Raw genomic sequence first — 20,999 nt, 5'->3', positions numbered from 1 at the left:
CGGGAGCGCGCGGTGAGCGCCGCGACGGCCGCCGCGCCGCTCGCCCCGGCCCGCCGCGCGGCGACCGTGCGACCGGTCACCTTCGGGCGCCTCGTCGCGTCCGAGTGGATCAAGCTCCGGAGCCTGCGCTCCACGTGGTGGAGCCTCGGCGTCGCCGCCGCCTTCCTGGTCGCCTTCGCCGTGCTGCAGACCTGGGGCACGTCGACCGACCCCCTGAACTTCGGCAGCGGCGTCTCGCAGAGCGGCGCCTCCTTCGTCACCGGCGGCTGGTTCCTCGTCCAGCTCGTGGTGTGCGTGCTCGGCGCGCTCCTCATCACGGGCGAGTACGGGACCGGGCAGATCCGCTCCACCCTGAGCGCCGAGCCGCGCCGGATCCCTGTCCTGGCCGCCAAGCTGGTCGTGCTGTTCGGCACCGTCTTCGCCGCCATGACCGTGGCCGCCGCGATCGGCTGGGCCGGTGCGTCGCCGTGGTTCGACACCATCGGCGTCTCGATCGACCTCACCGACCCCAGCGACCTGCGCGTCCTGCTGGGCACCCCGCTCTACCTGGCGACCGTGGCCGCGCTGGCGTTCGCGTTCGGTGCCCTGCTGCGCAACTCGGCCGCCGCCATCGCCACGGTGCTCGGGCTGCTGCTCGTGGTCGAGAACGTCTTCTCGCTGATCCCCGGCCGGTTCATCGAGCTGGCCGGCCCGTTCCTGCCCTCGCGCGCCGGCAGCCTGGTGCTGCAGGACGACAGCAGCCTCGACGCCCACGTCATGTGGAGCGAGATGTCCGACGTCGCGGCACTGGGCCCGTGGCAGGGCTGGGCCGTCCTGGCCGCCTGGGTCGCGGTCCTGCTCACCGTCGCCGCGGTGCTCCTGCGCCGCCGCGACGCCTAGCGTGCCCGCGCACGCCGACATCGTCGGCCACGTCGTCGGCCGAGGCACCCACCAGGGCTACGGCATCATGGCGGCATGGGTCGTCGTGCTCCTCGCGGTGGCGGCGGTGCTCCGGGGTCGGAGGGACGCCTGAGCGCCGTGACCGCTCCCCCGCCCGAGCCGGCGGCCGCACCGCTCTTCACCGAGCAGTCGGCGCGCCGGCTCGGGCCGGTCCGGCGGTTCTTCGCTCAGCACCCGGTCGTCGTGGACGTCCTGCTCATCCTGTGGTTCCTCGTCTTCGCCCTCTTTGTGCCGCTGGTCAGCGCCGACACGATGCGGTACGACTCCGTGGCGGAGAACGACCCGCTCGCCGACCGCATGTGGTGGTGGGTGCTGGGTCTCGCCCTCGCCGGCTCGGTGGTCCTCACCCGGCGCCGTGCCCGCCCGCTCGCGGTCACGGCGGCGATGACCGCCCTCGGCGTCGTCTCGCTCGCCACGACGGGCCAGATCGGCGGGTTCGACCTCGGCGTGGCGTTCGGGGTGTACGTCGTGGCCGCGTCGTACCGCCCGTCGGTCACGTGGCGCACCGTCGGGCTCTGCACCGCGGTGCTCGCGGCGGCCGCCCTGGCGCCGGCCGCCCGCGCGTACGCCTACTTCGCGGACGGCTGGGCACCGCCCCCGGGCAGCGCCAGCACCGTCCGCGACCCGGTGGCCCTCTCGGAGTGGTTCGCCATGCTCCTGCTCCTGGCCATCTGCGTGCTGCTGGCCGTGTCCTTCGGCACCGGCGTGCGCAACCGGCGCCTGCACCTGGCGGACCTCGTGGAGCGGGCCAACGCGCTCGCCCGCGAGCGTGACCAGCAGCTGCGCCTGGCCCGCGTCGCCGAGCGGTCCACGATCGCGCGCGAGATGCACGACGTCGTCGCGCACAGCCTGTCGGTGATGATCGCCCTCGGCGACGGCGCGAACGCGGCCCTGGACCGCTCACCCGACCGGTCGCTCGCGGCGCTGCGCGAGCTCTCCGCGACGGGCCGCTCGGCGCTCGGCGACATCCGCCGGATCTTCGGCGTGCTCGGGGCGCAGGAGGGGAGCCCGGGCGGCGGCGCGCCGGCCGCGGGCCCGGCGCCGTACGAGCCGCAGCCCGAAGGGCTGGACCTGGCCGCGCTGGTCGAGCGCTTCCGAGCCGCCGGGCTGCCGGTGCGCGCCACCGGTCTGACCGACCCCGCCCTCGAGCGGGCCGACGCGCGGCTGCGCCTCGCGGCCCACCGCATCGCCCAGGAGGCGCTCACCAACGCCCTGCGCTACGCGCCGGGCACGGCGGCGGTGGAGCTCGCGGTCCGCCGAGGGCCCGGCGTCCTCGAGATCGAGGTCGTCGACCGCGGGCCGGCCGCGCCCGTGCGGACGGGCCAGGGGTCGGGGCGCGGCATCATCGGCATGCGCGAGCGCGCCGCCGTCAACGGCGGCGCGCTCGAGGCCGGGCCCTACGCGGGGGGGTGGCGCGTGCGCGCGTCCCTCCCGTGGCCGGACGACGCGTCGGACCGCACGCCGGCGCCCGCGAGCGCCTGACGGCACGGTGCCGGAGCACGCGGCCCCGGACGGCGACGCCTCAGGGAGGACGCCTCATCCTCCTGACGTAGCCACGGGCGCCGCGGATCTGGTCCTCGCGGGCGTCCCGGCGGCGGCCACGCGCTCGTAGGTTCGAGGACGTCAGCCACCCCCTCAGGCAGGAGCTCCCCATGACCGCCCTCGCAGTGCCCGGCCCCGCAGCACCGGGTGGGCCGCGCCCCACCGTGCAGGCACCGACGGCGCGGTCCCTCCTCGCCTCGGAGTGGATCAAGCTCCGTTCGCTGCGCTCGACGTGGTGGGCCGTCCTGGCGAGCGTCGTCGCCGTCGTCCTCTTCGCGCCGATGCGCACGGCGAGCATCGCGAAGGTCCCCGAGGCGTTCGGCAGCGAGCACCTGGTCGGCGCCGTCTACGTCACCTCGGGGTCCCTCTTCGCGCAGCTGATCTTCTGCGCTCTCGGCGTCGTGGCGATCACCGGCGAGTACCGCACCGGGCAGATCCGCTCGAGCTTCACCGCGGCGCCCGGGCGGCTCGGCGTGCTGTGGAGCAAGCTCGCGGTGATCGTCGCGACCGTCTTCGTCGCATCGATCGCGGCGGTCCTGCTCGCGTGGGCCGCGAGCGCACCGTCGCTCACCCTCAGCGGCATGTCGATCGACCTGACGAGCAGCGAGGACCTGCGGATCCTGTTCGGCACCCCCCTGGTCCTCGCGGCGGCGACGGCGCTCGGCTACGCGATCGGCGCGCTCGTCCGGTCGTCCGCCGCCGGGATCGCCGCCGTCCTCGGCCTGCTGCTCGTCGTGGAGAACGTGCTCGCCCTCATCCCGTGGGCGCCGCTGCAGAACGCGGCCTCGTTCCTGCCGGGCCTCGCGGGCAGCCGCCTCGTGACGGCCGATGCGCTCGGGTCCGTGACGACCGCCTCGACGAGCACCGTGCTCGGACCCTGGCAGGGCTACGGCGTCATGCTGGCCTGGGTGCTGGGCCTCATGGTGGTCGCTTCCGTGCTCGTGCGTCGCCGCGACGCCTGATCTCGTGACGACGTCCGCCGCCCCCGCCGTGCGCCGCACCGCCCCGACCTGGGAGAGTGCTCGCGTGTGGCGACGGCGGGCGGCGGCGAAGCAGGCCCCCGCCGTCGAGGCGCCCCTGTTCACCGAGCTCTCGGCACGGCGGCTCGGACCGGTCCGGCGGTTCTTCGTCCGGCGTCCGGTGGTCATGGACGTGCTCATCGTCCTCGGCTGGGGCTTCTTCGCCCTCCTCATGGCCGCCGGGGCGCGCAGCATGTTCCCGCTCGACACGCTGCTCGGGCCCGACGTGGCCGGACGGACCCAGGTGTGGGGTGTCGGCCTGGCGTTCGCCGGCATGGTCGTCCTGCTGTGGCGCCGACGGCGGCCGGTCACCTGTGCCGCCGCGATGGCGACGCTCGGTGCGACGGCCCTGGCGACCACCGGGGCGACGGCCGGGTTCGACCTCGGGCTCGCCCTGGCGCTCTACGCCGTCGCCGCCGCGCGGCCGGCCTCCGTGACCTGGTGGACCTTCGGCGGTACCACCGCCGCGATGCTCCTGGCGGCGATGCTCGACCTGCCGGCCCGCGTGGGCACGATCACCTTCGACTACTCGGTCGACGGCGCGGCCGACCTGAGCGCAGTCGTCGAGGCCTCGCGGAACGAGGTCTGGGCGTGGACCGCCACCGGCGTCGTGCTGCCCGCGCTGCTCTGCGTCGCGGTCGGCACGAGCGTGCGCAACCGCCGCCTGCACGTGGCGGACCTGGTGGACCGGGCGAACGCCCTGGCGCGCGACCGCGAGCAGGAGGAACGGCTGGCCCGGGCGGCCGAGCGCGCCCGCATCGCGCGCGAGATGCACGACGTCGTCGCGCACGGGCTGACCGAGATGATCGCGCTGGGCGACGGGGCCGCGTCGACCGTGCGCCACGCGCCCGAGCTCTCCCGCGCGGCGCTGACCGAGCTGTCGATCACGGGGCGCGCCGCGCTCGCGGACATGCGGCGCCTGCTGGGCGTGCTGCACGGTGACGGGCCGGCCGCCGACGCGTCCGCCGTCCCGTTCGCGCCCCAGCCCAGCGCGCCGGACCTGGCCCTGATCGTCGACCGGTTCCGCGACGCCGGGCTGCCCGTGCGGGCCACCGGCGTCGGTGCCGACGTGCTGCCGCCCGACCCCGGGCTGCAGCTCGCCGTCGTCCGCATCGTCGAGGAGGCGCTCGAGAACGCGGCACGGCACGCGCATGGCACCCTCGGTGTCGAGCTGGTCGTGCGGCGCGTGGCGACGGGCGTCGAGATCGACGTCGTCGACCAGGGGCCCGCGGTGCCGGGCGGCGAGCAGGAGGGGACGGCGCGAGGGCTCATCTCGATGAGCGAGCGCGCCGCGGCGTACGGCGGGACCGTCCAGGCGGGACCGCACGGCAACGGGTGGCGGGTCCATGCCTGGCTGCCCCACGAAGGGACGAGATGACGAGGATCCTGCTGGTCGACGACCAGGCACTGCTCCGCATGGGCTTCCGGCTCGTGCTCGAGGCCGAGGACGACCTGGAGGTGATCGGCGAGGCGGGCGACGGGCGCGCCGCCGTCGACCAGGTCACGGCCCTGCGCCCCGACGTCGTGCTCATGGACGTGCGCATGCCGAACGTCAACGGCATCGAGGCGACCGAGCGCATCGTCGCGGCGCACCCCGACACGCGCGTCCTCATCCTCACCACGTTCGACCTCGACGAGTACGCGTTCGCGGCGCTGCGCGCGGGCGCGAGCGGCTTCCTGCTCAAGGACGCGCGCCCGGCGGAGCTCGTCGCGGCCATCCGCACCGTCGCGTCGGGCGACGCCGTCGTCTCCCCCCGGGTCACGCGGCGCATGCTCGAGCTGTTCTCGGGCCAGCTGCCCTCCTCGGACCGGACGCCCGAGCCCGACGGGCCGGACCCCCGCCTGGCCGAGCTCACCCCGCGCGAGCTCGAGGTGCTGCGCTGCGTCGCGGACGGGCTGTCCAACGCCGAGGTCGCGGAGCGCCTCTTCCTGTCCGAGGCGACGGTCAAGACGCACGTCGGGCGCATCCTCGCCAAGCTCGGCATCCGTGACCGCGTGCAGGCCGTCGTGCTCGCCTACGAGACCGGGCTCGTGCGGGCGTCCGCCGGCTGAGCGGCGCGCAGGGCGGACTGCCACAGTGGTGCGCGTGAGCACCGACGCCGCCGGACGCACCTGGGCCGGGAACTACGCCTACCGCGCGGCCACGCTCTACCGGCCGGGCTCGGTCGCGGAGCTGCAGGAGGTCGTCGCGGCCGCACCGCGCGTGCGCGCCCTCGGCAGCCGGCACAGCTTCAACGACGTCGCCGACTCCGACGCGCTGGTCTCGCTCGACGCGCTGCCCGACCTGGTCGAGCTCGACGCCCACGCGCGCACGGTGCGCGTCGGCGGCGGCACCCGCTACGGCGCCCTCGCCGCCCGCCTGCACGCGGCGGGCTGGGCGCTGCACAACCTCGCCTCGCTCCCCCACATCGCGGTCGCCGGTGCCGTCGCGACCGCGACCCACGGCTCGGGCGACCGCAGCGGCAACCTCGCGTCGGCGGTGCGCGGACTCGAGCTCGTCCGGTCCGACGGCGAGCTCGTCACGCTCGGTCCGGACGACGCGGACCTCGCCGGGGCGGTCGTCGGCCTGGGCGCGCTGGGCGTCGTCGTCGCGCTCACGCTCGAGGTCGAGCCGACGTACGAGGTCGCTCAGGAGGTGCGGACCGGGCTGCCGTGGGACGCCGTGCTCGAGAACCTCGACGAGATCACCGGCAGCGCCGACAGCGTGAGCCTGTTCACCGACTGGCGCGGCGACGCCGTCGGGCAGGTGTGGCGCAAGACGCGCGTCGCGGCGGGGGCACCGCGCGATGTCAGGCACTTCGGGGCGCCGCCCGCGCAGCGGGAGATGCACCCGCTCAGCGGCGTCGACCCGCGGTTCACCACGGCGCAGCGGGGGGTGCCCGGGCCCTGGCACGAGCGCCTGCCGCACTTCCGCATGGAGTTCACCCCGAGCAACGGCGACGAGATCCAGTCGGAGTACCTCGTGCCGCGCGAGCACGCGCCGGACGCGCTGCGCGCCGTCCGGGCGATGGCGGACCGCGTCGCGCCGCTGCTGCTCGTCAGCGAGGTGCGGACCGTGGCCTCGGACGACCTGTGGCTCTCGACGGCGTCCGGACGCGAGAGCGTCGCACTCCACTTCACGTGGGCGCCGCGGCAGGCGGACGTCGAGGCCCTGCTCCCCGACCTCGAGGCGGCGCTGGCGCCGTTCGACGCGCGCCCGCACTGGGGCAAGGTCTTCGCGGACCGGGACCGCGACCTCGCGCGTCTCTACCCTCGGATGGCGGACTTCCGCGCGCTCACCGAGCGGATGGACCCGCGGGGCGCGCTGCGCAACGACTACCTCGCGCGCCACGTCCTGGCGTGACCGGCCGGGCGCCCGAGCGGCGCGGACCGGAGCGACGGGCCCCGGTCCGCGGGCGCGGGTTCAGCGGCTGGAGGTGCCGATGATGTCGACCACGAACACGAGCGTGTCGGTGCCGCCGATGCCGGCCTGGGGCATCCCGCGCTCGCCGTAGCCCAGGTGGGGCGGGATCGACAGGAGCACGCGCGAGCCGACGGGCTGGCCCACGAGCCCCTCGTCCCAGCCGGCGATGACAGCGCCGACGCCGATCGGGAACGAGATCGAGGACCCGCGGTCGTAGGAGTTGTCGAACATCCGACCGCCCCACACCTGGCCGTAGTAGTTGACCTCGATGTCGTCGCCGGCCTCGACCAGCGTGCCGTCCCCCTGCGAGAGCACCTGGACGGCGAGCTCGGGCGACGCCGGGGTCTCCGGGAACGTCAGGACCGGCTTGTCGCCGAAGGAGCCCGACGCCGTGGGCAGCGGGGAGGTGTTGTCGGCCATGGATCGCCTCTCGTCACGGCCGACGCCGGGTGCGCGGCCGACGTCCATCGTGCCCCACGACGGTCGCCGCCGCAGACCCCGCTGCCGCCGCGCGACGCCTCAGCGGTGCAGGTGGAAGCGGCGCCCGCTGACGTGCACCGGCTCGACGACCACGATGAAGGGCTTGTCCGGATCGACCCACGAGCGCAGCGTCGGGTGCTCGGACGCCTCGGCCTCCTCGTCGGTGAGCTGCCGCGCGACACCGCGCACGACCACGCTCCGGGCCTCGTCCTCCTCGAGCCGGTCGACCTCGAGCGCGACGGTGCGCCCGACGACGACGCCGAAGAGCTTGCTGCCCGGCGCCGTGCGGAAGAGCAGCCGGCCGCCCTCGACGACGTGGTTGACCGGGGCGATGTCGACCTCGTGGCCGACGTGGTACGCCAGGCGCGCCACCCGTTCGGTGCGCAGGAGATCCCACGCGTCGTCCTGCGTCATCGGGTCACCGGTCCACGCGGTCACCGCGACGTCCTCGTCCTCCATGGCCCACCTCCGAGGTCACCACCACCGTAGCGGCGCCGGGGCCGCGGCGCCTGGGACGGCGCGGAGCGACGCGCGGCTACAGCCGCCCGGCGAGCCAGCGGAGCTGGTGGGCCCGCTGGTAGGCCTGGCCACCCTCGTGCTCGTTGAACGGGTACTCCACGATCTCGGTCGCCGGGGCACCCCCCGAGTCCGCGCCGTAGTGGTTGTAGGCCGCGAAGACGGTCGAGGGCGGGCACGTGGGGTCCATGAGCGCCACGGAGAACAGCGCGTCGGCGCGCGCGCGGCGCGCGAAGTGGACGCCGTCCAGGTAGGACAGCGTGCGGAACGCGGCGTCGACGTGCTCGCGGTGCACCGACAGGTAGCGCACGACCTCGCCGTACGGGTCGTTCGCCGTGATCGTCGTCGCGCGCGGGAAGTGGCACAGGAACGGCACGTCCGGCATCGCCGCGACGACGTCCGGCACGAGCCCTGCCACCGCCAGGGTCACCCCACCGCCCTGGCTGATGCCGGCGACCGCGACGCGGGCCGGGTCGACGCCGGGCAGCGCGCGCGCCGCGTCGACCGCGCGGACCGCGTCCGTGTAGAGCCGGCGGTAGTAGTGCTGCGCGGGGTCCAGGATGCCGCGGGTCATCAGGCCGGGGGCGGCGGGTCCGCCCGAGCCCGCGTCGTCGGGCGTGTCGCCGCCCGCGCCCCACGTGCTGCCCTGGCCGCGCGTGTCCATCAGCAGGTGGGCGTAGCCGGCGGCCGCCCAGGTGAGGTGCTCGTGCGGGAGCCCTCGGCCGCCGCCGTAGCCGAGGTACTCGACGACGACGGGCAGCGCCTCACCGGTCCCGGCCGGCCGCGTCAGCCACGCCTTGACCGGCTGGCCGCCGAAGCCCGCGAAGGTCACGTCGAAGACCTCGACGAGGCGGAGCCCGGTCTCGACCGGCTCGACCCGCAGCGCCAGGTCGTGCGCGCGCGCCTCGGCGAGCGTGGTCCGCCAGAACTCGTCGAAGTCGGCGGGCTCATCGAGCTCGGGCCGGTAGGCACGGAGCTCGTGCAGGGGCAGGTCGAACAGCGGCACGCGCGTCTCCTCCGTCGTCGCAGGCGGCTTCCCGGCCGGGCGGGGGTGCGCGGGCCGGGAGCCGTCGGAACGATACCGCCGCGCGTCAGCGCGCGAGGAAGCCCAGCAGGTCGTGGCGCGTGATCACGCCGACCGGGTCGCCGTCCTGCACGACGAGCAGGGCGTCCGCCTCCTGCAGCTCCTTGCGCGCGGACTCCACGTCCTCGCCCACTCCGATCAGCGGCAGGGGCGCGCCCATGTGCCGGTCGACCCGGTCCGCCAGGCTCGCGCGTCCGGCGAACACCGCGTCGAGCAGGTCGCGCTCGCTGACCGAGCCCGCCACCTCGCCGGACTTCACGGGCGGCTCCGCCTTGACGACGGGCATCTGGGAGACGCCGTACTCGTGCAGGATCTCGATGGCGTCACGCACGGTGTCGCTCGGGTGCGCGTGCACGAGCGCGGGCAGCTCGCCCGACTTGCCCCGCAGGACGTCACCGACGACGTGCTCGCCCTGGTCGTGCAGGAAGCCGTACGAGCGCATCCAGGAGTCGTTGAAGATCTTCGAGAGGTAGCCGCGGCCCCCGTCGGGCAGGAGCACGACGATGACGGCGCGCGCGGCGGCCTCGGGGTCCTCGTCCTGCAGGCGGCGCGCGAGGCGCAGCGCCGCGACGACGGCCATGCCGCACGAGCCGCCGACCAGGAGGCCCTCCTCGCGCGCGAGGCGGCGCGTCATCTCGAACGAGTCGGCGTCCGTGACGGCGATGATCTCGTCCGGCACGGCCGGGTCGTAGGCGGTCGGCCAGAAGTCCTCGCCGACGCCCTCCACCAGGTAGGGGCGGCCGTCGCCACCGGAGTAGACCGAGCCCGCCGGGTCGGCGCCGACGACGTGCACGCGGCCGCCGTCGGCCGCGTCGCGGTCGGCGCTCGCGTCCTTGAGGAAGCGCCCCGTGCCCGTGATCGTGCCGCCCGTGCCCACACCGGTGACGAAGTGCGTGACCCTGCCGTCGGTGTCGGCCCAGATCTCCGGCCCGGTGGACTCGTAGTGGCTCGCCGGGCCGTTCTGGTTCGCGTACTGGTTCGGCTTCCAGGCGCCCTCGATCTCGCGCACCAGGCGGTCCGAGACGGAGTAGTAGGAGTCCGGGTGGTCCGGGGCGACGGCGGTCGGCGTGACCACGACCTCCGCCCCGTACGCGGCGAGCACGTCGCGCTTGTCCTGCGAGACCTTGTCCGGGCACACGAAGACGCAGCGGTAGCCCCGGCGCTGGGCGACCAGGGCGAGGCCGACGCCGGTGTTGCCGCTCGTGGGCTCGACGATCGTGCCGCCGGGCCGGAGCTCGCCGGAGGCCTCGGCCGCCTCGATCATCTTCAGCGCGATGCGGTCCTTCACCGACCCGCCGGGGTTGAGGTACTCGACCTTGGCGAGGACCGTGGCCGCGAGGCCCTCGGTCACGGTGTTCAGACGCACCATCGGCGTGCCGCCGACGAGGTCCGAGATGTGCTCGGCGTACTTCACGTGAGATCCACTCCGGAGAAGACGTACACGCCGATCAGCGTGACGATGGCGACGGCACCGGTGCAGGACCACACCAGGCTCGGACGGGTCGCGGCCCAGGGGCCGAAGTAGCGGCCGGCGAGGCCGCCGAGCCCCGTGGTCGAGGCCATGTACAGGGTCCCGGCGACCGCCGCGGCCGGCGCCGGCTCGGGGCCGCCGGCGGCGGCCGCCGCCTCGATGAGGATCGAGAAGACCGGGTAGCCCCACAGCGCGCCGGCGGCGAACCCGGCGGCGAAGAAGACGAGCGAGGCCTTGCGCTGGCCCATCCCGCGGGTCGCTCGCTGCGCCACGAGCGACACGACGACGCCCGCGGTCAGCAGGAACGCGACCGTGACCGGCGCGGCGACCAGGAGGAGACCGGGCGTGCGCAGGACGAGCGCCATGAACATCTCGGCGACGACCATGACGGCAGCGGCGACCGCCAACCCGGCGGCGAGGACGCGCCACCCCGGCACACCGACGTCACCGACGTCCGGGAGCTCGTCCTCGCTCGCCAGGTCGCCGCTGCCGACCGCGCTCACTCGCGGTTGAAGATCGCGAGCAGGCGCAGGATCTCGAGGTACAGCCAGACGAGCGTGACGATGAGGCCGAAGGCCGCCGTCCAGGCGAACTTCGCCGGGGCGCCCTGGTCGACACCACGCTTGATCATGTCGAAGTCCATGATCAGCGACGCGGCGGCGAGGCCGACCGCGAAGAGCCCGACGAGCATGCCCATGCCGCCGTTGCGCAGCGGGCCGAAGCCGTCGCTCGCCATGAAGAAGGACAGGCCGAAGTTGAGCAGCGAGAAGACGAGGTAGCCGCCCATCGCGATGAGGAGCCACCGCGTGAACTTCGGGGTGACCCGCACGCGGCCGGACTTGTAGAGGAACAGCGCGACGCCGAACGTCGCCATGGTGCCCAGGACGGCCTGCAGCACGATCGGCTGCACGGCGGTGCCGTCGAACGTCATGTTCTGGAACGCGAGCGAGATGCCGCCGAGGAACACGCCCTCCGCGACCGTGTAGGCCACGATGAGCGCCGGGCTCGGGCTCTTCTTGAACGAGTTCACGAGGCCGAGCACCAGGCCGACGATCATGCCAACGGGCCACAGCCCCGGCGCGATCATCCACGTCGCGGCCGCGACGACGACGAGGAGGGCGAGGAGACCGCCCGTCTTGACGATGACGTCGTCGTACGTCAGGCGCCCGGTGTCGCGCGTCGTGGCGGTGGGGGCGCCGTACATCTGCTCGAGCGTCTGGGCGCTCATCCCGGGCGTGTCCTGCACACCGGGGGCGCCGTACGGGGCCTGGCCGTAGGGCGCCTGGCCGTAGGGCGCCTGCCCGTACGGGTTCGCCTGCACGGTCGCGCCGCGACGCGGCTTGCCGAAGACGTCGCTGCTGCTGAAGACGGGGTTGGTCATCGTGCCTCCTGGTCGCGGCGGCCGGGCCCTCGGCGAGGGGCGGTCGTGTGTCGCTGGCCGTGGTTCATCCTACGCAGCACAACGCCGCAGGGCGGCGTGGCGTTCCCGCCACACCGCCCTGCGACTCACTGCTCACGTCACTGCTCACCCGTGCGCTGCGCGCACCCCCGGGTCGCTCAGAACCACGGGAACGGCCACCACGCCGGCTTCGGCGGCACGACGACGATCTCGTCGCTCGCGCGCAGGTCGCCCTGCGTGCCCGCCACCGAGTAGATGCCGACCTTCGTGGTCCGCGGCACGGTCACCACCGCCGAGCCGGTGCCGTCCGCACCCACCGTCACCGCACCCAGCAGGACGGACGTGCCCCGCCGCCCCGGCGGCCACGTCTCCAGGCGCAGCTCCACCGTCGTGCCGGGCGCGTACCCGGTCACGGCGACGGGCAGGCGGTTGCCCGCGGCGACGATGAGCTCGTCCACCCGCAGCCGCGGGTCGAGGACGGGCGGCTCGACGACGTCGGCCTCGACCAGCTGACCGACGCCCCAGCGGGCGTTGGTCTGGTAGCCGGCCCCGTTGGGCTCGGCCCACGTGCGCACCGAGGTGCGCGTGCCGGCCGTGCCGTCGTTGACCTGGAAGTCCAGGCCGTGGAACGTGCCCGGCCCGCCCGCGTCGAGCAGGCTGATCGACGCCTCGACCAGGTAGCCCGTCTCCGTCACGCTCGTCGCGCTCTCCAGGCGCGCGTCCTGCGCCGCCTGGTCGCCCGTGCCGAACGAGACCTCGTTCAGGTACGAGATGCGGATCTGCGTGTCGTCGGCCCGGTAGGGACCGTTCCGGACGTTGCCCGCGTCGACGAAGATCTCGACCGAGTCCTGGACCCAGGGGTCGGAGCTCGTGGCGTCCAGCTGCGGGTCGGTGACCTCGGCGAGCACGTGCAGCGTGCTGCCGTCCCCGCTCCACAGGGTCCGCACGGACGCCGTGGCGCCCGTGCCGTCGCCCTCGATGACCGTGTCGGTGGTCACCGGCTCGGACAGGGCCCAGACCTCGTCCACCGCGCCGTCGACCGTCGGCGCGACCGGCGCCTCGGCGACCTCGAGGAAGGACAGCGGCTCGACCAGCGTCAGCGCACCGAGCGCACCGGGTGTGTTCCACCCCGTGGTCGTGGCGCCGTCGGTCACCTGGACGTCGAACCCGACCGTGTCGCCCTGCGCGGCGGTGACCGGCAGGTGCACGACGGCCTCCCAGCCCGTGTCGGTCGGCGTCACGATGCCCTGGACGTCACCCGAGCCGTCCCGCGCGAACGAGTAGGCCGCGTCGCCCACCACGAACGTGAGCCCGTCGGTCGGGTCCACGCTCGCGTCGGTCACGCTCACGTACGCCGTGAGGTGGTCCGGCGCCCACCGGAGCTGGAACTGCGCGGCCTCGCCGACGTCGTGCAGCGGGAGCCGGTCCCACTCCGGCGACGCCGTCGCGGCGCCGTCCAGCGGGACGTCGCCGGCGAAGACGAAGGCAGCGCGCACCTGGGCGGGCAGGTCGCCGTCGACGGCGCCGTAGTACGCCGGCTTGGCCTGGAGCTGCGCGTCGAACGCGAGGGGCGCCTGCTCGGTGCGCCAGCTGCGGTCGTCGGTCAGGCCCCAGATCGTCACGGAGTACAGGTCCTCGGCGTGCTCGCGGAAGATCCGGAACGCGTCGCGGTAGTAGTACCCCTGCTCGACGAGGTTGGCCTGGGTCACCGGGGTGCCGACCGTGACGTCGAGCTCGGTCACCACCTGGATCAGGCCGAGGTCCTCGAACGCGTCGAGCGCGGCGTCGAGCGCCGAGACCGGGGTCGCGAGGCTCGTGTGGAACTGGTGGCCGACGCCGTCGATGGGGACACCTCGCGCCAGCAGCCGCTCGACCAGCGCGTGGTAGCGCTGCTGCTTGCCGTCCTGCTCGGTGTTGTAGTCGTTGATGAACAGGGTGACCGGCCGGTCGGTGCCGGGTGCGGCGTAGACGTCGTTGAACGCCTCGTCCGCGTACTCGAACGCGAGGTCGATGAACTCCTCGCCGAGGATCCGGTACCACTCGCTGCGCCGCAGCCCGTCCTCGAACTCGCGGCCGTCGGCCACGACCTCGTTGACGACGTCCCACGCGACGAGCGGGTTCTCGGCGCTGCCGAAGAGCCCGTACTCGCTGCTCAGCGACTCGGCGACGGCGAAGACGTGCGTGCGCAGGCGCTCACGCAGCTCCTGCTTGCCGGCCTCGTCCGCGGGCAGCGGGGCGCCGGCCGCGTCCTGGAAGAACCACTCCGGCGTCTGGCTGTGCCAGACGAGGACGTGCCCGTAGACGCGCAGGTCGTTCTCCTGCGCGAACTCCATGAGCGCGGCGGCCTCGGGGTGGAGCCGGAAGGTCCGGTCCTCGTCGTACCAGGCCTCGGGCTTCATGTGGTTCTCGCCCGTGATCTGGTCGAAGTGGCGCGTGAGCAGCTCGGCGGCGCCGCCGACGGTCTCGCGCTGGTCGATCGCCACACCCATCGGGAACGGGACCGTGTCCTTGATCGGCGTGAGGTCCTGCACGTCCGACGGCGCCTGCGCCGTCACCAGGACGTCGTCCACGAGGAACGACGGCGTGCCGGACGCCGACTCGACGTACAGCAGCGCGGAGTCCGCGGCCGTCATCGTGTAGGCCGCCTGGACCTGCACCCACGCACCGGCCGTGACGCCCGTGGCCGTGGCCACCGTGTCGTACGCCGACGCGCCGTCGGTGTCGCGCTGGACGCTGATCCGCAGGTCGGTCGGCGCCTCCCCGGCGGCGAGCTTGACCCACGCCGAGATCTGGTAGGTCGTGCCGGTCGCGAAGAGCGAGGTCACGTCGGTGGCGAGCCCGTGCCACGACTGCGTGCGGCCCTCGACCAGCGCGGCCTGCGTGCTCTCGTGCGCGTCGGGGCTGAGCGAGACCTGCGGGGCGCCGTCCGCGCCGCGCGCGGTCCACGGCTCGAGGGTCTCCTCGAAGTCGCTGTCGATGAGCACGACCTGCCCGCCCCCGCCGTCCCCCGGCAGCGGCGACAGGCCGCCGACGGGGAGGGTGAAGGACCAGCCCTCGGCGAGGCGCTCGCTCACGACCGTGCGCACGGCCGCGACGGTGCCCGTGCGGTCGGGGCCGCCGCCGTCGTGCGCGAGGACGACGCGCCCCGGGACCATCGCGGCCCGCAGGTTGGCGGTCAGGGTCGGGACGTCCTGGGTGGTCCAGTCGTCGATCGTGCCGGTCACGGCGAGCGGCTGCATGCCGAGCGCGACGGCGACCTGGGGCGTCACGCCCCAGCTGCCGTTGGGCGCGCGGAAGTACGGCACCGTCGCCTCGGGGTCACCGAGCGCCTCGCGGATGATCGCCAGGTTCTCGACCAGGTCCGCCTGCACCTGCTCGGCGGTCCAGGAGCCCATGTCGGCGTAGCCGGTCGTGTGGTTGCAGAGGGTGTGGCCCTCGTCGACGATCCGGCGCAGCAGCTCCGCACCGCCGGGTGCGGTGATGTTCTGGCCGATGACGCAGAAGACCGCGGGCAGGTCGTTCTCGGCGAGGTAGTCGAGCAGCTCGTCCGTCTCGCCGGGGTTCGGGCCGTCGTCGAACGTCAGGGCGGCGACGTCACCCTCGCCCTGAGCGGCGGCGACCGGCGTCGCGCTCGGGTTCACTGCGCCGCCGGGGACGAAGCCCGGCTCGACCACGACGCCGCCTGCCGTCGCGATGCGCACGTCGTCCACGAGGAAGGAGGGGTGCGCGCCGTCGATCGGCGCGGCCTCGAGGTAGAGGCTCGCGGCCGGGAGGCCGGCCGCGGGGGTGTAGGTGCCGCCGACCTCGACCCACTCGTCGGCCGTCACGGTGACCGCGCCGCCGACCCACTCGTAAGGGTTCGCGGCGGCGGGGGCGTCCACGGTGATGTGGACGGCGGACTCGCCCGCGGTGCCCGGCGCGAGCTTGACCCACGCGGAGACGTCGTAGGTGGTCCCGCCCGTCATCAGGGCGAGCGCGTCGGTGGCGGGTCCGTTCCAGTCCCCGGTGCGGCCGCTCACGAGCATCGACTGCGCCCCGGAGCGTGCGTCGTCGGCGGTGACCGCGAGGGTCACGGGCCCGCGCGGTCCCCACGGGGCGACGTCGGCGCCCTCGAAGTCGTTGCTGAGGACGACTGTCCCCTCGTCGGCGGCCGTGGCCCCCGGGTCCTGCGGGAGGGCGGCGGCGGAGCCGACCCCTCCGGCGAGCACGAGGGCGAGGGCCCCGGCTCCCCATCTCGAAACATTTCGAACGCGCGACATCTTCGCCCCTTTGCGACAGACGGCTTGAAGCGCCGACGCTAGGGCCGATCGGGTGGTTTGTCGAGAGGTGGCGGCCCGGGCCCCAGGACCCGCGCCTTGCGCACGCTCGAAACTTTCGGCCGGCGGGTGCCCCCGGCAGGGTTCGAACCTGCACTGGACCGGGTTTAAGCCGGCTGCCTCTGCCGGTTGGGCTACGGGGGCGGCGTCGGCCATCCTGCCAGTGCGAGCCGGAGCCGCGCCCGGCACCGCCCTACTGCTGGGCGCGCGCCCCGGAGCCGACGGGTGACGCCACACGCTCGCCCTTGTCGGCGGGCTGGCCCGCCGCCTTCGGCCGCGGCGCCGAGGCGTCGCGGAACTCCGCCCGCGGGTCGTGCAGGCGCCCGAGGGCGACGAGCTCGCGGCGGAAGAAGAGCGCGAGCGTCCAGTCGAGCACGATGCGCACCTTCCGGTTGAAGGTCGGCATCTGGGCCATGTGGTACGTCCGGTGCATGAACCACGCGGGCCAGCCGCGGAGCTTGACCCCGTAGACCTGCGCCACGCCCTTGCCGAGCCCCAGGGACGCGACCGTGCCTACGTGCTTGTGCCGGTACTCCGCGACCGGTGCGCTGCGCAGCGCCTTGGCGAGGTTGTCACCCAGGTGCCGCGCCTGGCGCACGGCGTGCTGCGCGCTCGGCGAGCAGAAGCTGCCGGGGTTCGCGAGGTCGGGGACGGCGGCGCAGTCGCCCGCGGTCCACGCGCCGTCCACGACGGTGCCGTCCTCGGTCGCGACCTGCAGTGTCGGCAGCGCCAGGACCCGGCCCATGCGGTCCAGCGGCAGGTCGGAGTCGGCGAGCACCGGGTTCGCCTTGACCCCGGCGGTCCACACGATCGTGTCCGAGTCGAACTCGAGACCCGTCGAGGTGACGACGTGGCCGTCGACGCACGAGGACAGGAACGTCGACAGGTGCACCTCGAGGCCGCGCTTGCGCAGCTGCTCGAGCGCGTACCCGCCCATCTCCTCGCCGAGCTCGGGGAGGATGCGCGTCGAGCCCTCGATCATGACGAACCGCAGGTCCCCCGGCTCGATGCTCTCGTAGTACTGCAGGGCGTCGCGGGCCATGTCCTCCACCTCGGCGATCGCCTCGATGCCGGCGAAGCCGCCGCCGACGAAGGTGAAGGTGAGCATCCGGCGTCGCAGCTCGGGGTCCCAGGTGGACGCCGCGACGTCGAGGCGGGACAGCACGTGGTTGCGCAGGGCGATCGCCTCCTCGACCTGCTTGAACCCCATCGCCTGCTCGGCGAGGCCGGGGATCGGCAGGGTCCGCGAGACGGAGCCCAGCGCGACGACGAGGTGGTCGTAGGAGATCTCGTACGACGCGCCCTCGAGCGGGGCGATCGCGAGCCGGCGCTCGGCGTGGCGGATCTCGGTGACGCGTCCCGTCAGGACGTCGACGCCCTCCAGCTCGCGCCGGTGGGAGACCACGACGTGGCGCGGCTCGAGCGAGCCGGCCGCGGCCTCGGGCAGGAAGGGCTGGTACGTCATGTACGAGCGCGGGTCGACGACGACGATCGCCGCCTCGCGCTTGCCCAGGCGGCGCCGCAGGCGCAGCGCCGTGTAGAAGCCCACGTACCCGCCGCCGAGGATGACGATGCGGGGCACCGTGCGCGGACGCGGGGCGCGCGAGGCGGGGGCGGTGCTGGCGCTGGTCTGGGTCATGTCTGGCACGGTACGCCCCGTGTGAAAACATTCACAAGGTCCCGCGGGGTGCGGTCCCGGAGCATGGACGTGACATCGGGCACAGTCGTAGGACGATTGTCCCCCGTCCGGTCCGGCGCGCGTCACCCCGCGTCGGCTGCCCCGCCGAGCCGCAGGGCGAGCGCGAGCACCTCGTCGAGCATCGCCTGCGTGAGGCGGCCCGTCTGGGTGTTCTGCTGCGAGACGTGGTAGCTCCCGACCAGGTGCACCACGACGCCGTCGGGCCGCACCAGCCCGACGCGCGCGCCGTGCCCGAAGCGCGGCGCGGGCCGCGGGACGTCCCACCCCATCGACCGCGCCACGGCCAGCACGGCTCCCCAGCCGAAGGCCCCGAGCGCGAGGACGGCACGGACCGTGGGGGCGGTGAGCTCGAGCTCGCGGCGCAGCCACGGCTCGCACGCGTCGCGCTCGGCCGGCGAGGGCTTGTTGTCGGGCGGGGCGCAGCGCACGGCCGCGGCCATGCGCACGCCCCGGAGCGCCATCCCGTCCGCCGCGTCGACGCTCTCCGCCTGGTCGGCGACGCCCGCGCGGTGCAGCGCCGCGAAGATCCAGTCGCCCGATCGGTCCCCCGTGAACAGCCGCCCCGTGCGGTTCGCGCCGTGCGCGGCGGGGGCCAGCCCTGCGACGAGCAGGCGCGCGCGGGGGTCCCCGAAGCCCGCGGCCGGCCGGCCCCAGTACGGCTGGTCGCGGAACATGCGCCGCTTCACGACGGCGACCTCCTCGCGCCACGCGACCAGGCGGGGGCACGCGCGGCACACGCTCGAGTCCGCGTCCAGGTCGCTCAGGTCGGCGGCGGCGCCGGCGAGCCGTGCGACGTCGGCGGGCGTGCGGGCCACCGGCGTGGCCGGCGTCGCGACGTCGCCGGGCCACCCCGTGCCCGGCGGTACGGGCGAGGGGAAGGCGACACGCGTGCGCGGGTGCGGCAGCGGGTCCCCGCCCGCGCGCGGTGCGTCGCTCATCCCCCGATCATGCCCGCGGGTCCGCCTCCACGCCGCGCGTGGCGGCGGGCCTCAGGCCGGGGCGGTGGCGTGCTCGGCGGCCGCGCGCTCGGCGGCCGACCACGCGATGCCGTCGAGGATGTCGTGCTCGGAGGTCACCACGGTGTCCAGGCGACCCCCGGCGCGGCCGACCTCCGCGCGCACGCGGGAGACGACGGCGGACCACACGAGCGCGCCGGCCCCGATGACGTCGACGCGTCCCGGGTGCATGTAGGGCTCGCGCGCCCGGCGGGTCCGGCTCATGCGCAGCAGCGAGCGGCAGGAGGCGAGCACCGCGTCCGCCCACAGCACGGCCCCGTCGATGCGGTCGGGCTCGTACGCGTCGAGCTCCAGGGCGTGCGCCGTCACCGTCGTGACGGAGCCGGCGAGCCCCACGAGCGTCGCCGCCCGCCCGAGGGGAACGACCACGGCCGCGGCGTCCAGCGCGGCCGCGACGTCGGCGCTCGCGGCCGCGACCTCGGCGTCGGTCGGCGGGTCGCTGTGCAGGTGGCGCTCGGTGAGGCGCACGCAGCCGACGTCCATCGAGGACGCGGCCACGACCGACGTCGTGCCGAGCACGAGCTCGGTCGACCCGCCGCCGAGGTCCACGACGAGGAACGGGCCGGGGTGCTTCCCGGCGAGGACGCCCGTCGCGCCCCGGAACGACAGCGCGGCCTCCTCCTGGCCGTCGACGACCTCCGGCTCCACGCCGAGGATCTCGCGGACCCCGTCCACGAACTCCTGACGGTTCTCGGCGTCGCGGGTGGCGGAGGTGGCCACGAAGCGCAGGTGCTCCACGCCGAGGTCGGCGCACACGCGCGCGTACTCCCGGGTGGCGGCGAGCGTGCGCTCGAGCGCCTCCGGCGCGAGCCGCCCGGTCCGGTCCACGCCCTGGCCGAGCCGGACCACCTGCATCCGGCGGTCGAGGTCGACGAGCGTCCCGGCCGCGAGGTCGACGTCGGCCACCAGGAGCCGGATCGAGTTGGTCCCGCAGTCGATGCCCGCCACACGTGTCATGGGGACAAGCCTGCCATCAGCAGACGCAGCGGTCCGGCCGCCAGGTGTCGGCGATGAGCGCGAGCGCCTCGTCGCCGAGGGGGTTCACGCCCGGACCGGCGGCCAGCGCGTGGCCGACGAGCACGTGCAGGCACTTGACGCGGGTCGGCATCCCGCCGGCCGAGATGCCGGCGATCTCGGGCGGGTCGCCCAGCGTGGCGCGCTCGCGCAGGTAGTGCTCGTGCGCGGCGCGGTACGCGGCGGCCAGGTCCTCGTCCTGCTCGAGGCGGGCGCTCATCTCCTTCATGATCCCGGAGGCCTCGAGCGTCGACACGGCCGCCACCGCGGCCGGGTGCGTGAGGTAGAACGTCGTCGGGAAGGGCGTGCCGTCGGGCAGGCGGGGCGCCGTGCGGACGACCGTCGGACGTCCGCACACGCACCGCGCCGCGATCCCGACGACCCCGCGGGCCGGCCGCCCGAGCTGCTGCTCGAGCGTCGCGAGGTCCGCGGCGGAGACGTCGGCCGGTCCGCCCGGCGTGGTCCCGGGCGCGCTCACGGGGCCTGCTCCGTCGCGGTGGCGGCGGCCTCGCCCGGGAGCGGCTCGCTCGCCTCCGGGTCCGGCACCGGAGCATCGCCGGCGAGCTGCACGGACTCCCAGACCGTCGCGTACCAGGGGGCCACCGCGCCTCCGGCCGGCAGCGCGGGTCCCGCGACCGGACCGTGCGTGGCGCTCTGCAGCGGCGTCTCGACGACCGTCTCGGGGTCGATCACGCGGTAGGACGTCTCGTCCGGGTGGACGTAGTTGAGCCGGTCGCGCGCCTGCGCCTCCACGTAGGCCGGGTCCGCCCAGCGGTCCCGCTCGGCGGCGAGGTCCTCCTCCGCCTGCTCGGCGGCCGCCACCTCACGGGCGAGCGCGTCGAGCTCCGCCTGCTGTGCCAGGTAGGCGCGCAGCGTGGGGAAGAGCATGGTGAAGCCCACGAGCAGGACGACGGAGAGCACGAGGGCGCGCACCGAGATCAGGCGCGCGAGGTGCAGCGGACGCGGCTCGTCGTCCTCCTCCGTCCGCACCGCACGGCCCGACGGCGGCCGCACCGAGCCCGGGCGCTGTGCCGGGCGGTCGGCGGCCGGACGGCGGCCCGAGCGTGCGGGTCGCGCCGGAGCGCCACGTCCGCGGCCCGC

The 20,999-nt window shown here is 74.8% G+C and carries 19 protein-coding genes and 1 tRNA gene; 7 read left to right on the top strand and 13 right to left on the bottom strand.

Annotated features, from left to right (window positions below):
- The 7 genes from IDM29_RS05590 to IDM29_RS05565 form a co-directional block, all read left to right on the top strand.
- A partial coding sequence (locus IDM29_RS05590; protein WP_255499943.1) for an ABC transporter permease occupies positions 1 to 879 on the top strand: 879 nt, incomplete at its 5' end.
- Between the two features lies 1 nt (position 880).
- Positions 881 to 1,012 (top strand): hypothetical protein, encoded by a 132-nt coding sequence (locus IDM29_RS17245; RefSeq protein WP_255491774.1) that lies wholly within the window; start codon positions 881 to 883, stop codon positions 1,010 to 1,012.
- A 5-nt stretch (positions 1,013 to 1,017) separates the two neighbouring features.
- Positions 1,018 to 2,421 carry a sensor histidine kinase gene (locus IDM29_RS17650; RefSeq protein WP_182113285.1) on the top strand — a complete coding sequence of 468 codons (1,404 nt, stop codon included), beginning with the start codon at positions 1,018 to 1,020 and terminating at the stop codon, positions 2,419 to 2,421.
- Positions 2,422 to 2,591: 170 nt separating this feature from the next.
- Positions 2,592 to 3,443, top strand: a complete 852-nt coding sequence (locus IDM29_RS05580; RefSeq protein WP_182113284.1) for an ABC transporter permease — start codon at positions 2,592 to 2,594, stop codon at positions 3,441 to 3,443.
- A gap of 4 nt (positions 3,444 to 3,447) precedes the next feature.
- The gene (locus tag IDM29_RS17645) at positions 3,448 to 4,878 is read left to right on the top strand and encodes a sensor histidine kinase (RefSeq protein WP_182113283.1); all 1,431 of its coding nucleotides are present in this window, start codon (positions 3,448 to 3,450) and stop codon (positions 4,876 to 4,878) included.
- Positions 4,875 to 5,552 (top strand): response regulator transcription factor, encoded by a 678-nt coding sequence (locus IDM29_RS05570; RefSeq protein ID WP_182113282.1) that lies wholly within the window; start codon positions 4,875 to 4,877, stop codon positions 5,550 to 5,552. The genes IDM29_RS17645 and IDM29_RS05570 overlap by 4 nt, the downstream gene beginning before the upstream one ends.
- Before the next feature lie 34 nt (positions 5,553 to 5,586).
- Positions 5,587 to 6,843, top strand: coding sequence for a D-arabinono-1,4-lactone oxidase (locus tag IDM29_RS05565; RefSeq protein WP_182113281.1), 1,257 nt, complete (start codon positions 5,587 to 5,589; stop codon positions 6,841 to 6,843).
- Positions 6,844 to 6,903: 60 nt separating this feature from the next.
- Here the strand turns inward: IDM29_RS05565 and IDM29_RS05560 are convergent, their stop codons facing one another.
- The 13 genes from IDM29_RS05560 to IDM29_RS05500 form a co-directional block, all read right to left on the bottom strand.
- The gene (locus tag IDM29_RS05560; RefSeq protein ID WP_182113280.1) at positions 6,904 to 7,323 is read right to left on the bottom strand and encodes an FKBP-type peptidyl-prolyl cis-trans isomerase; all 420 of its coding nucleotides are present in this window, start codon (positions 7,321 to 7,323) and stop codon (positions 6,904 to 6,906) included.
- Positions 7,324 to 7,422: 99 nt separating this feature from the next.
- Positions 7,423 to 7,842 (bottom strand): pyridoxamine 5'-phosphate oxidase family protein, encoded by a 420-nt coding sequence (locus IDM29_RS05555; RefSeq protein ID WP_182113279.1) that lies wholly within the window; start codon positions 7,840 to 7,842, stop codon positions 7,423 to 7,425.
- Positions 7,843 to 7,918: 76 nt separating this feature from the next.
- A complete protein-coding gene (locus IDM29_RS05550) occupies positions 7,919 to 8,905 on the bottom strand; it encodes an acetylxylan esterase (RefSeq protein ID WP_182113278.1) in 987 nt (328 codons plus the stop codon).
- 85 nt (positions 8,906 to 8,990) lie between these two features.
- Positions 8,991 to 10,397, bottom strand: a complete 1,407-nt coding sequence (locus IDM29_RS05545; protein ID WP_182113277.1) for a cystathionine beta-synthase — start codon at positions 10,395 to 10,397, stop codon at positions 8,991 to 8,993.
- On the bottom strand, positions 10,394 to 10,957 hold the full coding sequence (locus IDM29_RS05540) for a hypothetical protein (RefSeq protein ID WP_182113276.1): 564 nt from the start codon (positions 10,955 to 10,957) through the stop codon (positions 10,394 to 10,396). Before IDM29_RS05540 ends, IDM29_RS05545 begins: the two co-directional genes overlap by 4 nt.
- The gene (locus IDM29_RS05535; protein WP_182113275.1) at positions 10,954 to 11,835 is read right to left on the bottom strand and encodes a Bax inhibitor-1/YccA family protein; all 882 of its coding nucleotides are present in this window, start codon (positions 11,833 to 11,835) and stop codon (positions 10,954 to 10,956) included. Before IDM29_RS05535 ends, IDM29_RS05540 begins: the two co-directional genes overlap by 4 nt.
- A 176-nt stretch (positions 11,836 to 12,011) precedes the next feature.
- Positions 12,012 to 16,112, bottom strand: coding sequence for an endo-1,4-beta-xylanase (locus IDM29_RS05530; protein WP_182113274.1), 4,101 nt, complete (start codon positions 16,110 to 16,112; stop codon positions 12,012 to 12,014).
- Positions 16,113 to 16,239: 127 nt separating this feature from the next.
- Positions 16,240 to 16,313, bottom strand: a tRNA-Leu gene (locus tag IDM29_RS05525).
- A gap of 49 nt (positions 16,314 to 16,362) precedes the next feature.
- A complete protein-coding gene (locus IDM29_RS05520; protein WP_182113273.1) occupies positions 16,363 to 17,808 on the bottom strand; it encodes an NAD(P)/FAD-dependent oxidoreductase in 1,446 nt (481 codons plus the stop codon).
- 122 nt (positions 17,809 to 17,930) lie between these two features.
- Complete coding sequence (locus IDM29_RS05515; RefSeq protein ID WP_182113272.1) at positions 17,931 to 18,806, bottom strand: uracil-DNA glycosylase; 876 nt, start codon at positions 18,804 to 18,806, stop codon at positions 17,931 to 17,933.
- 51 nt (positions 18,807 to 18,857) lie between these two features.
- Positions 18,858 to 19,841 (bottom strand): Ppx/GppA phosphatase family protein, encoded by a 984-nt coding sequence (locus IDM29_RS05510; protein ID WP_182113271.1) that lies wholly within the window; start codon positions 19,839 to 19,841, stop codon positions 18,858 to 18,860.
- A 16-nt stretch (positions 19,842 to 19,857) separates the two neighbouring features.
- Complete coding sequence (locus IDM29_RS05505) at positions 19,858 to 20,376, bottom strand: DUF501 domain-containing protein (protein WP_182113270.1); 519 nt, start codon at positions 20,374 to 20,376, stop codon at positions 19,858 to 19,860.
- A partial coding sequence (locus tag IDM29_RS05500) for a septum formation initiator family protein (RefSeq protein WP_255499941.1) occupies positions 20,373 to 20,999 on the bottom strand: 627 nt, incomplete at its 5' end. The genes IDM29_RS05500 and IDM29_RS05505, both read right to left, overlap by 4 nt.

It is taken from the genome of Actinotalea sp. JY-7885 (assembly GCF_014525465.1).
In the GTDB taxonomy this organism is placed as follows: domain Bacteria; phylum Actinomycetota; class Actinomycetes; order Actinomycetales; family Cellulomonadaceae; genus Actinotalea.
The sequence above is the reverse complement of the archived record's forward strand: the minus strand, read 5'-3'. Positions and strand labels throughout refer to the sequence as shown.